Below are 13,359 nucleotides of genomic sequence, written 5' to 3'. Positions count from 1 at the left end.
CGCCGCGCACCTGCCGCCCCGGGGTCGTCCACGTCAGTCCAGGAGATTCCGCAACCGTGGCTTCCACGAACGACCTCAAGAACGGCATGGTGCTCAAGCTCGAAGGCGGCCAGCTCTGGTCCGTCGTCGAGTTCCAGCACGTCAAGCCCGGCAAGGGCCCGGCCTTCGTGCGCACCAAGCTCAAGAACGTGCTCTCCGGCAAGGTCGTCGACAAGACCTTCAACGCCGGCGTCAAGGTCGAGACGGCCACCGTTGACAAGCGCGACATGCAGTTCTCGTACATGGACGGCGAGTACTTCGTGTTCATGGACATGGACACCTACGACCAGCTGATGGTCGACCGCAAGGCCGTCGGCGACGCCGCCAACTTCCTGATCGAGGGCTTCACCGCCGTCGTCGCCCAGCACGAGGGCGAGGTGCTCTTCGTCGAGCTGCCGGCCGCCGTCGAGCTGGTCGTCCAGGAGACCGAGCCGGGCGTCCAGGGCGACCGCTCCACCGGTGGCACCAAGCCCGCCACCCTGGAGACCGGCCACCAGATCCAGGTCCCGCTCTTCATCACCACGGGCGAGAAGATCAAGGTCGACACCCGCACGAGCGACTACCTCGGCCGGGTGAACAGCTAACCGTGGCTGCCCGTAACACGGCCCGCAAGCGCGCCTTCCAGATCCTCTTCGAGGCCGACCAGCGCGGCGTCGACGTGCTGTCCGTCCTCGCCGACTGGGTCCGGCACTCCCGGAACGATCCCCGGCAGCCGCCGGTGAGCGAGTACACGATGGAGCTGGTCGAGGGATACGCGGACCGCGTCCGCCGCATCGACGAGCTGATCGCCCAGTACGCCGTGGACTGGACCCTGGACCGCATGCCGGTCGTCGACCGCAACATCCTGCGGCTCGGCGCCTACGAGCTGATCTGGGTGGACGGCACGCCGGACGCCGTCGTGCTGGACGAGATGGTGCAGCTGGCCAAGGAGTTCTCGACCGACGACTCGCCCGCGTTCGTGAACGGACTGCTGGGCCGGCTGAAGGACCTCAAGTCCTCGCTGCGGCGGGAAGAGGCCTGAGCCACGGCCTGAGCCACGGCCCGACCACGGTCCGAGCCACGGCCTCGGCACGGAGCTCACGGCGAAGGGCCCCCAGCGTGACGCTGGGGGCCCTTCGGCGTTCCTGAGGGAGGTCAGTTCTCCTCGTGCGCGACCGCGCGGCGCGCGTCGGCGTCCAGGACGCCCCAGCTGATCAGCTGCTCGGTCAGCACCGAGGGCGACTGGTCGTAGATGACGGCCAGGGTGCGCAGGTCGTCCTGGCGGATCGAGAGCACCTTGCCGTTGTAGTCACCGCGCTGGGACTGGATCGTCGCCGCGTAGCGCTGCAGCGGGCCGGCCTTCTCCACCGGGACGTGCTGGAGCCGCTCGAGGTCGAGGACCAGCTTCGGCGGGGGCTCGGCGGCGCCGCCCGGCGTCGTGCCGGGGAGCAGCTCCTGGACGGGGACGCCGTAGAAGTCCGCCAGCTCGGCGAGGCGCTGCACGGTCACGGCGCGGTCACCGCGCTCGTAGGAACCGACCACGACGGCCTTCCAGCGGCCCTGGGACTTCTCCTCCACACCGTGGAGGGAGAGCCCCTGCTGGGTGCGGATGGCCCGGAGCTTGGCCCCGAGCTGCTTTGCGTATTCGCTGGACATAAAGCTCCCGGACAGTCGGCGTCGCGTGCGGTGCGCGTACGGGGCGGTCGGTGGTGACGCTGTTCGCGCCCGGCGCCCGCCCGGCGTGCCGCACGGTTGGTAACTCACTGTAAGGTTACGCAGCGTTACGCTGCCCCGTCAAGCGGAATGGTCCGGACCGACGGTTCGATGATCGGTCCGCCTGGATACTCCGTACGGGTGAGGCGAGGGTCAGGCGGGCGGATGCTGGGCCGGGGGAGGGGTGTCGCCGGACGCGATCGGGGGCCTGTTAGGGTAGGGGCCGTAAACACGACGTCCTTTAAAGTCCGTCCCGTGAGGCGGAGAAGGAGGTCCTTTTCGTATGGACACGAACAGCTCCGCCTCGGCGGCGCAGGGGTCCGACGCACGTGCCGTGCTCGAGGCCCAGGACATCGCGCGGGTTCTGACCCGCATCGCGCACGAGATCGTCGAACGCGCCAAGGGCGCCGAGGGCGTCGTGCTGCTCGGCATCCCGACCAGGGGCGTCTACCTCGCCCGGCGGATCGCCGACAAGCTCGAGGAGATCACCGGGCGGAAGATCCCCGTCGGCTCCCTCGACATCACCATGTACCGCGACGACCTGCGGCTCCAGCCCCCCAGGGCGCTCGCCCGCACCGAGATCCCCGGTGACGGCATCGACGGCCGCCTGGTCGTCCTCGTCGACGACGTGCTCTTCTCCGGCCGCTCCGTGCGCGCCGCCCTCGACGCGCTGAACGACATCGGCCGCCCCCGCGCCGTGCAGCTCGCGGTCCTCGTCGACCGCGGCCACCGCGAACTGCCGATCCGCGCCGACTACGTCGGCAAGAACCTCCCCACGTCGCTGCGGGAGACGGTCAAGGTGCTGCTCGCCGAGGAGGACGGTCGCGACACCGTGCTGCTCGGGACCAAGCAGGCCACCCAGGGCGAACGGCAGTAGACCCATCCGCGTGCCCGCGCCACCCGGCGCCCACGCGCGTCCGCCCACGCCCGAAATCTCCCAGATGATCCTTCCCACGGAGCCTGCCCGATGAAGCGCCACCTCATCTCGGCCGCCGACCTCACCCGCGACGACGCCGTCCACATCCTCGACACCGCCGAGGAGATGGCCCGGGTCGGGGACCGCACGGTCAAGAAGCTGCCCGCCCTGCGCGGCCGCACCGTCTGCAACCTCTTCTTCGAGGACTCGACCCGCACCCGGATCTCCTTCGAGGCCGCCGAGAAGCGGCTGTCCGCCGACGTCATCAACTTCGCCGCCAAGGGCTCCAGCGTCTCCAAGGGCGAGTCCCTCAAGGACACCGCCCAGACGCTGGCCGCCATGGGCGTCGACGCGGTGGTCATCCGCCACAGCGCCTCCGGCGCCCCCTACCGCCTGGCCACCTCCGGCTGGATCGACGCCCCGGTGATCAACGCCGGCGACGGCACCCACCAGCACCCCACCCAGGCCCTGCTGGACGCCTTCACCATGCGCCGCCGCCTGATCGGCCCGGACGCCGGCCTCGGCCAGGACCTGGCCGGCAAGCACGTCACCATCGTCGGCGACGTCCTGCACAGCCGGGTCGCCCGCTCCAACGTCGACCTGCTGCACACGCTCGGCGCCCACGTCACCCTGGTCGCCCCGCCGACCCTGCTGCCGGTCGGCGTCGAGCACTGGCCCTGCGCGGTCTCCTACGACCTCGACTCCGCCCTCCCCAAGGCCGACGCGGTGATGATGCTCCGCGTCCAGCGCGAGCGGATGAACGCCGCCTTCTTCCCCACCGAGCGCGAGTACTCCCGCCGTTACGGCCTGGACGGCGACCGGATGGCGAAGATGCCCGACCACGCCATCGTGATGCACCCCGGCCCGATGGTCCGCGGCATGGAGATCACCGCCGAGGTCGCCGACTCCGACCGCTGCACCGTCACCGAGCAGGTCGCCAACGGCGTCTTCACCCGGATGGCGGTCCTCTACCTCCTGCTCGGTGGCAACGCCAACGAGCCCACGCCCGGCCAGTGAACCCGTACCGAGGAAAGGCAGAACCCATGAGCAAGACCCTGATCCGCGGTGCGCGCGTGCTGGGCGGCGAGCCGCAGGACGTGCTGATCGACGGCGCCACCATCGCCGCGGTCGGAACCGGCCTGGACACCGAGGGCGTCGGGACCGTGATCGAGGCCGAGGGCAAGGTCCTCCTGCCGGGCCTGGTCGACCTCCACACCCACCTGCGCGAGCCCGGCCGCGAGGACTCCGAGACCGTCCTCACCGGCACCCGCGCCGCGGCCAAGGGCGGCTACACCCAGGTGTACGCCATGGCCAACACCTTCCCCGTCGCCGACACCGCCGGTGTCGTCGAGCAGGTGTACCGCCTCGGCCAGGAACACGGCTACTGCGACGTCCAGCCCATCGGCGCCGTCACCGTCGGCCTGGAGGGCGAGAAGCTCGCCGAGCTCGGCGCGATGCACGAGTCCGCGGCCGGCGTCACCGTCTTCTCCGACGACGGCAAGTGCGTCCACGACGCGGTGATCATGCGCCGCGCGCTGGAGTACGTGAAGGCCTTCGGCGGCGTCGTCGCCCAGCACGCGCAGGAGCCCCGGCTCACCGAGGGCGCCCAGATGAACGAGGGCGTGGTCTCCGCCGAGCTCGGCCTCGGCGGCTGGCCGGCGGTGGCCGAGGAGTCGATCATCGCCCGCGACGTCCTGCTCGCCGAGCACGTCGGCTCCCGCGTCCACATCTGCCACCTGTCCACGGCCGGCTCCGTCGAGATCGTCCGCTGGGCCAAGTCCCGCGGCATCGACGTCACCGCCGAGGTCACCCCGCACCACCTGCTGCTCACCGACGAGATGGTCCGCAGCTACAACCCGGTCTACAAGGTCAACCCGCCGCTGCGCACCGAGCGCGACGTGATGGCCCTGCGCGAGGCCCTGGCCGACGGCACGATCGACATCGTCGCCACCGACCACGCCCCGCACCCGCACGAGGACAAGGACTGCGAGTGGGCCGCGGCCGCCATGGGCATGGTCGGCCTGGAGACCGCCCTGTCCGTGGTGCAGGAGACCATGGTGGAGACCGGCCTGCTGGACTGGGCCGGCGTCGCCGACCGGATGTCCGCCGCGCCCGCCCGGATCGGCCGCGCCAAGGGCCACGGCAGGCCGGTGGCCGCCGGTGAGCCCGCGAACCTGACGCTGGTCGACACCGCATACCGTGGAGACGTGGACCCCGCGGGCTTCGCCTCCCGCAGCCGCAACACCCCGTACGAGGGCCGTGAGCTGCCGGGCCGTGTCACCCACACGTGGCTGCGGGGCAAGGCCACCTACTCGGACGGGAAGCTCGCGTGACGACCACCACCACCCTTCTTCACCTCGCCGCCGAGGCCGAACGCAAGTCGGCCGAGGTCACCAACTGGCCGGGCCGCATCGCCTGGGTGGTCGGTCTCGCCCTGTTCGTCGCGCTCCTCTACTGGCTGATGCGCGAGGGCTGGAAGTGGCGGGCCACCCTCCAGAGCGACCTCCCCGAGCTGCCCCAGGCCCCCGAGGAGCCGGGCGAGGCGCGGCTGACCCTGAGCGGCCGCTACCACGGCTCCACCCACGCCGGTCAGTGGCTCGACCGGATCGTCGCCCACGGCCTGGGCACCCGGAGCCGGGCCGAGCTCACCCTCACCGGCACCGGACTGGTCGTCGAGCGCCCCGGCGCGAACGACTTCTTCGTCCCCGCCGGGCAGCTCCGCGAGGCCCGGCTGGACAAGGGCATCGCCGGCAAGGTCCTCACCGAGGGCGGCCTGCTGGTGGTGACCTGGGAACTGGGCGACCGGCTGATCGACTCCGGCTTCCGCTCCGACCGTTCGGCCGAACACCCCGAGTGGGTCACCGCCCTCAACGACATGATCGAACAGCACAAGAAGCAGACGGAAGGCGCACGATGACGACCTCCACCAGGGGAGCCAAGGCTCCCGCAGTACTCGTCCTGGAGGACGGCCGGATCTTCCGCGGCCGCGCCTACGGGGCCGTGGGGGAGACCTTCGGCGAGGCCGTGTTCTCCACCGGCATGACCGGCTACCAGGAGACCCTCACTGACCCGTCCTACCACCGCCAGGTGGTCGTGATGACGGCGCCGCACGTCGGCAACACGGGCATGAACGAGGAGGACCGCGAGTCCCACAAGATCTGGGTGGCCGGCTACGTCGTCCGCGACCCCGCCCGGGTCCCCTCGAACTGGCGCTCCACCCGCACCCTCGACGACGAGCTCGCCGAGCAGGGCGTCGTGGGCATCAGCGGCATCGACACCCGCGCCCTCACCCGCCACCTGCGCGAGCGCGGCGCCATGCGCGTCGGCATCTACTCCGGCGACGCCGTCGCCGCCGAGGAGACCATGCTCGCCAAGGTGCGCGAGGCCGCCCCGATGAAGGGCGCCAGCCTCTACGAGGAGGTCGCCACCACCGAGGCCTACGTCGTCCCGGCGCAGGGCGAGAAGAAGTTCACCGTCGCGGCGGTCGACCTCGGCATCAAGGGCATGACGCCCTACCGGATGGCCGAGCGCGGCATCGAGGTCCACGTCCTGCCCGCCACCGCGACGCTCGACGAGATCTACGCCCTGAACCCCGACGGCGTGTTCTTCTCCAACGGCCCCGGCGACCCCCAGGCCGCCGACCACCCCGTCGAGCTGATGCGGGGCGTGCTCGAGCGCTCCACCCCGCTCTTCGGCATCTGCTTCGGCAACCAGATCCTCGGCCGCGCCCTCGGCTTCGGCACCTACAAGCTGAAGTACGGCCACCGCGGCATCAACCAGCCGGTCCAGGACCGCACCACCGGCAAGGTCGAGGTCACCGCCCACAACCACGGATTCGCCGTCGACGCCCCGCTCGACACCGTCTCCGACACCCCCTTCGGCCGTGCCGAGGTCTCCCACGTCTGCCTCAACGACAACGTGGTCGAGGGCCTGCAGCTCCTCGACCGGCCGGCGTTCAGCGTCCAGTACCACCCCGAAGCGGCAGCGGGTCCCCACGACGCCGCCTACCTGTTCGACCGCTTCGTGAAGCTCATGGAGGGCCAGCGTGCCTAAGCGCACCGATATCCAGTCCGTCCTGGTCATCGGCTCCGGCCCGATCGTCATCGGCCAGGCCGCGGAGTTCGACTACTCCGGCACCCAGGCGTGCCGCGTCCTCAAGGCCGAGGGCCTGCGGGTCGTCCTGGTGAACTCCAACCCGGCGACGATCATGACCGACCCGGAGATCGCCGACGCCACCTACGTGGAGCCGATCACCCCCGAATTCGTCGAGAAGATCATCGCCAAGGAGCGCCCCGACGCCCTCCTGCCCACCCTCGGCGGCCAGACCGCGCTCAACACGGCGATCTCCCTCCACGAGAACGGCACGCTCGCCAAGTACGGCGTGGAGCTGATCGGCGCCAACGTCGAGGCCATCCACAAGGGCGAGGACCGCGAGCAGTTCAAGGTCGTCGTCGAGGAGGTCCGCAAGAAGATCGGCCACGGCGAGTCCGCCCGCTCGGTCATCTGCCACTCCATGGACGACGTCCTCGCCGGCGTCGACACCCTCGGCGGCTACCCGGTCGTCGTGCGCCCCTCCTTCACCATGGGCGGCGCCGGCTCCGGCTTCGCCCACGACGAGGAGGAGCTGCGCCGCATCGCCGGCCAGGGCCTCACGCTCTCCCCGACCACCGAGGTGCTCCTGGAGGAGTCCATCCTCGGCTGGAAGGAGTACGAGCTGGAGCTGATGCGCGACAAGCACGACAACGTCGTGGTCGTCTGCTCCATCGAGAACTTCGACCCGATGGGCGTCCACACCGGCGACTCCATCACCGTCGCCCCGGCGATGACCCTCACCGACCGCGAGTACCAGGTCCTGCGCGACATCGGCATCGCCGTCATCCGCGAGGTCGGCGTCGACACCGGCGGCTGCAACATCCAGTTCGCCGTCAACCCCGCCGACGGCCGGGTCATCGTCATCGAGATGAACCCGCGCGTCTCCCGCTCCTCCGCGCTCGCCTCCAAGGCCACCGGCTTCCCGATCGCCAAGATCGCCGCCAAGCTGGCCGTCGGCTACACGCTGGACGAGATCCCCAACGACATCACCGAGCAGACCCCGGCCTCCTTCGAGCCGACGCTCGACTACGTCGTGGTCAAGGCGCCCCGCTTCGCCTTCGAGAAGTTCCCCTCCGCCGACTCCACCCTCACCACCACCATGAAGTCGGTGGGCGAGGCCATGGCCATGGGCCGCAACTTCACCGAGGCCCTGCAGAAGGCCCTGCGCTCCCTGGAGAAGAAGGGCAGCCAGTTCACCTTCACCGGCGAGCCCGGCGAGAAGGACGAGCTGCTGCGCGAGGCCGTCCGGCCCACCGACGGCCGCATCAACACCGTGATGCAGGCCATCCGGGCCGGGGCCACCCAGGAGGAGGTCTTCGAGTACACGAAGATCGACCCCTGGTTCGTCGACCAGCTCTTCCTGATCAAGGAGATCGCCGACGAGCTGGCCGCCGCCTCCGAGCTCACCCCCGAGCTGCTCGCCGACGCCAAGCGCCACGGCTTCTCCGACCAGCAGATCGCCGAGATCCGCGGCCTGCGCGAGGACGTCGTCCGCCAGGTCCGGCACGCCCTCGGCGTCCGCCCGGTCTACAAGACGGTCGACACCTGCGCCGCCGAGTTCGCCGCGAAGACCCCGTACTTCTACTCCTCCTACGACGAGGAGAGCGAGGTCGCCCCGCGCGAGCGCCCCGCGGTGATCATCCTCGGCTCGGGCCCCAACCGCATCGGCCAGGGCATCGAGTTCGACTACTCCTGCGTCCACGCCTCCTTCGCGCTCAGCGACGCCGGCTACGAGACCGTGATGGTCAACTGCAACCCGGAGACCGTCTCCACCGACTACGACACCTCCGACCGGCTCTACTTCGAGCCGCTCACCCTGGAGGACGTCCTGGAGATCGTCCACGCCGAGCAGCAGGCGGGCCCGGTCGCCGGCGTCGTCGTCCAGCTCGGCGGCCAGACCCCGCTGGGCCTGTCCCAGGCGCTCAAGGACAACGGCGTGCCCGTCGTCGGCACCTCCCCGGAGGCCATCCACGCCGCCGAGGACCGCGGCGCCTTCGGCCGCGTCCTCGCCGAGGCCGGCCTGCCCGCCCCCAAGCACGGCACCGCCACCACCTTCGCCGAGGCCAAGCGGATCGCCGACGAGATCGGCTACCCGGTCCTGGTCCGCCCGTCCTACGTGCTCGGCGGCCGCGGCATGGAGATCGTCTACGAGGAGTCCCGCCTCGAGGCGTACATCTCCGAGTCCACCGAGATCTCCCCGGACCGCCCCGTCCTGGTCGACCGCTTCCTCGACGACGCGGTCGAGATCGACGTCGACGCCCTCTACGACGGCACCGAGCTCTACCTCGGCGGCGTCATGGAGCACATCGAGGAGGCCGGCATCCACTCCGGCGACTCGGCGTGCGCCCTGCCCCCGATCACCCTCGGCGGCTTCGACATCAAGCGGCTGCGCGCCTCCACCGAGGCCATCGCCAAGGGCGTCGGCGTCCGCGGCCTGATCAACATCCAGTTCGCGCTCGCGGGCGACATCCTCTACGTGCTGGAGGCCAACCCGCGCGCCTCGCGCACCGTGCCCTTCACCTCGAAGGCCACCGCGGTGCCGCTCGCCAAGGCCGCCGCCCGCATCTCGCTCGGCACCACCATCGCCGAGCTGCGCGCCGAGGGCCTGCTCCCGGCGAACGGCGACGGCGGCGACCTGCCGCTGGACGCGCCGATCTCCGTCAAGGAGGCCGTGATGCCGTGGTCGCGCTTCCGCGACGTGCACGGCCGCGGCGTGGACACCGTCCTCGGCCCGGAGATGCGCTCCACCGGCGAGGTCATGGGCATCGACTCGGTCTTCGGCACCGCCTACGCCAAGTCGCAGGCCGGCGCCTACGGCCCGCTGCCCACCAAGGGACGCGCCTTCATCTCGGTCGCCAACCGGGACAAGCGCTCGATGATCTTCCCGGCCCGTGAACTGGTCGCGCACGGCTTCGAGCTGCTCGCCACCTCCGGCACCGCCGAGGTCCTGCGCCGCAACGGCATCCCCGCCACCGTGGTGCGCAAGCAGTCCGAGGGCGAGGGCCCGAACGGCGAGAAGACGATCGTCCAGCTGATCCACGACGGCCAGGTCGACCTCATCGTCAACACCCCGTTCGGCACCGGCGGCCGCCTCGACGGCTACGACATCCGCACCGCCTCCGTGGCCCGCGGCGTGCCCTGCCTCACCACCGTCCAGGCGCTCGCCGCCGCGGTGCAGGGCATCGACGCCCTCACCCAGGGCGACGTCGGGGTCCGCTCCCTGCAGGAACACGCGGAACAGCTGACCGCGTCGCGCGGACAGTGACCGACGAGGGGGACACCGGAAGGTGTCCCCCTCCTCATGAGGAGCCCTCTTCCATGTACAAGCTGTTCTTCCGCCTGGTGTTCTCCCGGATGGACCCGGAGAACGCCCACCACCTGGCCTTCCGCTGGATCCGCCTGGCCGCCCGCGTCCCCGTGCTGCGGACCTACCTCGCCGCCTGGCTCGCCCCCCGGTACACCGAGCTGCGCACCGAGGCGTTCGGCCTCCGGATGCACGGCCCGTTCGGCCTGGCCGCCGGCTTCGACAAGAACGCCGTCGCCATCGACGGCATGGCCATGCTCGGCTTCGACCACGTCGAGATCGGCACGGTCACCGGCGAGGCCCAGCCCGGCAACCCGAAGAAGCGCCTCTTCCGCCTGGTGGCCGACCGCGCGCTGATCAACCGGATGGGCTTCAACAACGACGGCTCCGCCGCCGTCGCCGCCCGCCTGGCCGCCCGTCGGCCGGTCTTCAAGCCGGTCGTCGGCGTCAACATCGGCAAGACCAAGGCCGTCCCCGAGGAGGAGGCCGCCGCCGACTACGTGAAGTCCGCCGAGCGGCTCGCCCGCCACGCCGACTACCTGGTCGTCAACGTCTCCTCGCCCAACACCCCCGGCCTGCGCAACCTCCAGGCCACCGAGGCGCTGCGCCCGCTGCTCACCGCCGTCCGCGAGGCCGCGGACCGCACGGTGACCGACCGGCACGTGCCGCTGCTGGTGAAGATCGCCCCCGACCTCGCCGACGAGGACGTGGACGCCGTCGCCGACCTCGCCGTCGAACTCGGCCTGGACGGCATCATCGCCACCAACACCACCATCGCCCGTGCCGGCCTGGGCCTCAGGTCCTCGCCCGCCGTGGTGCAGGAGACCGGCGGCCTGTCCGGCGCCCCGCTCAAGGAGCGCTCCCTGGAGGTCCTGCGCCGCCTCTACGCCCGCGTCGGCGACCGGATCACCCTGGTCGGCGTCGGCGGCGTCGAGACGGCCGAGGACGTCTGGAAGCGCATCCTGGCCGGCGCCACGCTCGTCCAGGGCTACAGCGCCTTCATCTACGAGGGCCCCCTGTGGGCCCGCGCGATCCACCTGGGACTGGCCCGGCGCCTGCGCCAGAGCCCCTACGCCACCCTCGCGGACGCCGTCGGCGCCGACGTCGGCAAGAACGTGAGGACCGCCGAAGAGGAGAACGCCGCATGAGCCACCTGGAACCCTTCGGCGCGCGCCTGCGCCGCGCCATGGACGAGCGCGGCCCGCTCTGCGTCGGCATCGACCCGCACGCCTCGCTGCTCGGCTCCTGGGGCCTGGCCGACGACGTCGCCGGGCTCGAGCGGTTCAGCCGCACCGTGGTGGAGGCGCTGGCCGACCGGGTCGCCGTCCTCAAGCCGCAGATCGCCTTCTTCGAGCGGTTCGGATCCCGCGGGCTCGCGGTCCTGGAGAAGTCCGTCGAGGAGGCCCGCGCCGCGGGCGCCCTGGTGGTGATGGACGCCAAGCGCGGCGACATCGGCTCCACCATGGCCGCCTACGCCGAGTCGTTCCTGCGCAAGGACGCCCCGCTCTTCTCCGACGCCCTGACCGTCTCGCCCTACCTCGGCTACGGCTCCCTCGCCCCCGCCGTGGACATGGCGAAGGAGAACGGTGCCGGGCTGTTCGTCCTCGCGCTCACCTCAAACCCCGAGGGCGGCGAGGTCCAGCACGCGGTCCGCGAGGACGGCCGCAGGGTCGGTGCGACCATGCTGGCCCACCTGGCCGAGGAGAACGCCGGGCAGGAGCCGCTGGGATCGTTCGGCGCGGTGGTGGGTGCCACCCTCGGCGACCTCTCCTCCTACGACCTGGACGTCAACGGGCCCCTGCTCGCCCCCGGCATCGGCGCCCAGGGCGCGACGCCGGCCGACCTGCCGCGGGTCTTCGGCACCGCGGTGCGCAACGTCGTCCCCAACGTCAGCCGCGGCGTGCTGCGCGAGGGCCCGTCCACCGGGGCGCTGCGCGACGCGGCGGGACGGTTCGCGGACGAGATCCGCGCGGCCGTGACGGGCTGACGGCACCCCGACGGCACGCCGACGGACACGGTCCGCCGCGGGGAAGGCCCCCCGCGGCGGACGCGCCCGGTCCGTATCCCCGCCTTCCGGCGCGCAAAACCGCTCCGGTTTGTCGCAAATGTCGGCCGCTTTGGGCCCGCTACTGAGTCTGACCAGGACTTTTCCGTCGTTCTCGCTGACTCTCGCGGTCCGGACCGCTAGTCTCCGAGCAGAGCCACAGGCCAACTGTGGTGTGTGGCTCACCGGGTGTGGGGCAAGCGAGTTCCTCACCGGTCCGTATCCGACAGTTCGACATCCGAGGTGACGTAGGCGTGGCTCTTCCGCCCCTTACCCCCGAACAGCGCGCAGCCGCGCTCGAAAAGGCCGCCGCGGCTCGCCGGGAGCGGGCCGAGGTCAAGAATCGACTCAAGCACTCCGGCGCCTCCCTGCACGAGGTGATCAAGCAGGGCCAGGAGAACGACGTCATCGGCAAGATGAAGGTCTCCGCCCTGCTCGAGTCGCTGCCCGGCGTGGGCAAGGTCCGCGCCAAGCAGATCATGGAGCGACTCGGCATCTCCGAGAGCCGCCGGGTGCGTGGCCTGGGCTCCAACCAGATCGCCTCCCTGGAGCGGGAGTTCGGCGGCAGCGCCTCCTGAGTCCCGGTCCGCCCGGGATTACTGGAATAATCGGCGCATGGCTGCAACACCCCGGGGGACGACCACCCCCGTCCCCCAGGACGTACGTCCGCGTCTGACCGTGCTCTCCGGCCCCTCCGGGGTCGGCAAGAGCACGGTCGTCGCCCATATGCGCAACGAACACCCCGACGTGTGGCTCTCCGTGTCGGCGACCACCCGCAAGCCCCGACCGGGCGAGCAGGACGGTGTCCACTACTTCTTCGTCACCGACGAGGAGATGGACAAGATGATCGCCAACGGTGAGCTGCTCGAGTGGGCCGAGTTCGCCGGCAACCGCTACGGCACCCCGCGTGCCGCGGTCATGGAGCGACTGGGGGCGGGCAAGCCGGTCCTCCTCGAGATCGACCTCCAGGGCGCGCGCCTGGTGCGCGCGTCCATGCCGCAGGCCCAGCTGGTGTTCCTCGCTCCGCCGTCCTGGGAGGAGCTGGTGCGCCGACTGACCGGGCGCGGCACGGAGTCCGCCGAGGTCATCGAGCGCCGTCTCGAGGCCGCCAAGGTGGAACTCGCGGCCGAGCCCGAGTTCGACGTCACCCTGGTCAACACCTCCGTGGACGCCGTGGCGCGGGAGCTGCTGACCCTCATGGGCGCCGCCTGACGCACCCCGGCCGCCCCTCGCGCGAGGGGCGGCCGCGGGGTACGCTGCGCGGATCGCCCG

13 protein-coding genes are annotated in these 13,359 nt (G+C 71.2%); 12 read left to right on the top strand and 1 reads right to left on the bottom strand.

Features of this window, described 5'->3' with window-relative positions:
* The first annotated feature begins 56 nt into the window (after positions 1-56).
* Together efp and nusB are read left to right on the top strand one after the other, a co-directional pair.
* Positions 57-623: an elongation factor P gene (gene efp / locus ACWD3O_RS11725; protein ID WP_151774879.1), complete on the top strand. Its 567-nt coding sequence runs from the start codon at positions 57-59 to the stop codon at positions 621-623.
* Positions 624-625: 2 nt separating this feature from the next.
* Entirely contained in the window at positions 626-1,060 is a 435-nt protein-coding gene (gene nusB, locus ACWD3O_RS11720) for a transcription antitermination factor NusB (protein ID WP_451410934.1), read from the top strand.
* Between the two features lie 113 nt (positions 1,061-1,173).
* On the opposite strand, the gene bldD is transcribed toward nusB, so the two are convergent.
* Positions 1,174-1,674 carry a transcriptional regulator BldD gene (gene bldD / locus ACWD3O_RS11715; protein WP_451415743.1) on the bottom strand — a complete coding sequence of 167 codons (501 nt, stop codon included), beginning with the start codon at positions 1,672-1,674 and terminating at the stop codon, positions 1,174-1,176.
* A 340-nt stretch (positions 1,675-2,014) separates the two neighbouring features.
* On the opposite strand from bldD, the gene pyrR reads away from it, so the two are divergent.
* The 10 genes from pyrR to gmk all read left to right on the top strand — a co-directional run bounded on the left by pyrR (position 2,015) and on the right by gmk (position 13,299).
* Positions 2,015-2,608, top strand: a complete 594-nt coding sequence (pyrR, locus tag ACWD3O_RS11710) for a bifunctional pyr operon transcriptional regulator/uracil phosphoribosyltransferase PyrR (protein ID WP_451415742.1) — start codon at positions 2,015-2,017, stop codon at positions 2,606-2,608.
* A gap of 90 nt (positions 2,609-2,698) precedes the next feature.
* The gene (locus ACWD3O_RS11705; protein ID WP_451410933.1) at positions 2,699-3,664 is read left to right on the top strand and encodes an aspartate carbamoyltransferase catalytic subunit; all 966 of its coding nucleotides are present in this window, start codon (positions 2,699-2,701) and stop codon (positions 3,662-3,664) included.
* A 26-nt stretch (positions 3,665-3,690) separates the two neighbouring features.
* A complete protein-coding gene (locus ACWD3O_RS11700; protein ID WP_451415741.1) occupies positions 3,691-4,980 on the top strand; it encodes a dihydroorotase in 1,290 nt (429 codons plus the stop codon).
* The gene (locus ACWD3O_RS11695) at positions 4,977-5,564 is read left to right on the top strand and encodes a PH-like domain-containing protein (RefSeq protein WP_451410931.1); all 588 of its coding nucleotides are present in this window, start codon (positions 4,977-4,979) and stop codon (positions 5,562-5,564) included. The genes ACWD3O_RS11700 and ACWD3O_RS11695 overlap by 4 nt, the downstream gene beginning before the upstream one ends.
* Entirely contained in the window at positions 5,561-6,700 is a 1,140-nt protein-coding gene (carA, locus tag ACWD3O_RS11690; protein ID WP_451415740.1) for a glutamine-hydrolyzing carbamoyl-phosphate synthase small subunit, read from the top strand. Before ACWD3O_RS11695 ends, carA begins: the two co-directional genes overlap by 4 nt.
* A complete protein-coding gene (gene carB, locus ACWD3O_RS11685) occupies positions 6,693-10,004 on the top strand; it encodes a carbamoyl-phosphate synthase large subunit (RefSeq protein WP_451415739.1) in 3,312 nt (1,103 codons plus the stop codon). Before carA ends, carB begins: the two co-directional genes overlap by 8 nt.
* 53 nt (positions 10,005-10,057) lie before the next feature.
* The gene (locus tag ACWD3O_RS11680) at positions 10,058-11,191 is read left to right on the top strand and encodes a quinone-dependent dihydroorotate dehydrogenase (RefSeq protein ID WP_451410928.1); all 1,134 of its coding nucleotides are present in this window, start codon (positions 10,058-10,060) and stop codon (positions 11,189-11,191) included.
* Positions 11,188-12,030 (top strand): orotidine-5'-phosphate decarboxylase, encoded by an 843-nt coding sequence (gene pyrF, locus ACWD3O_RS11675; protein WP_451415738.1) that lies wholly within the window; start codon positions 11,188-11,190, stop codon positions 12,028-12,030. The genes ACWD3O_RS11680 and pyrF overlap by 4 nt, the downstream gene beginning before the upstream one ends.
* Before the next feature lie 311 nt (positions 12,031-12,341).
* Positions 12,342-12,665, top strand: coding sequence for an integration host factor (locus ACWD3O_RS11670; RefSeq protein WP_108957087.1), 324 nt, complete (start codon positions 12,342-12,344; stop codon positions 12,663-12,665).
* 37 nt (positions 12,666-12,702) lie between these two features.
* Positions 12,703-13,299 (top strand): guanylate kinase, encoded by a 597-nt coding sequence (gmk, locus tag ACWD3O_RS11665; RefSeq protein ID WP_451415737.1) that lies wholly within the window; start codon positions 12,703-12,705, stop codon positions 13,297-13,299.
* Positions 13,300-13,359: the final 60 nt, after the last annotated feature.

The organism is Streptomyces sp. NPDC002640 (assembly GCF_053592575.1).
The sequence above is the reverse complement of the archived record's forward strand: the minus strand, read 5'-3'. Positions and strand labels throughout refer to the sequence as shown.

What these genes read in the sequence shown, in the direction of transcription:
- bldD (WP_451415743.1), bottom strand. Translation starts at nt 1,674, where the DNA reads ATGTCCAGCGAATACGCAAAGCAGCTCGGGGCCAAGCTCCGGGCCATC.
- carA (WP_451415740.1), top strand. Translation starts at nt 5,561, where the DNA reads ATGACGACCTCCACCAGGGGAGCCAAGGCTCCCGCAGTACTCGTCCTG.
- ACWD3O_RS11705 (WP_451410933.1), top strand. Translation starts at nt 2,699, where the DNA reads ATGAAGCGCCACCTCATCTCGGCCGCCGACCTCACCCGCGACGACGCC.
- pyrF (WP_451415738.1), top strand. Translation starts at nt 11,188, where the DNA reads ATGAGCCACCTGGAACCCTTCGGCGCGCGCCTGCGCCGCGCCATGGAC.
- pyrR (WP_451415742.1), top strand. Translation starts at nt 2,015, where the DNA reads ATGGACACGAACAGCTCCGCCTCGGCGGCGCAGGGGTCCGACGCACGT.
- ACWD3O_RS11700 (WP_451415741.1), top strand. Translation starts at nt 3,691, where the DNA reads ATGAGCAAGACCCTGATCCGCGGTGCGCGCGTGCTGGGCGGCGAGCCG.
- ACWD3O_RS11680 (WP_451410928.1), top strand. Translation starts at nt 10,058, where the DNA reads ATGTACAAGCTGTTCTTCCGCCTGGTGTTCTCCCGGATGGACCCGGAG.
- gmk (WP_451415737.1), top strand. Translation starts at nt 12,703, where the DNA reads ATGGCTGCAACACCCCGGGGGACGACCACCCCCGTCCCCCAGGACGTA.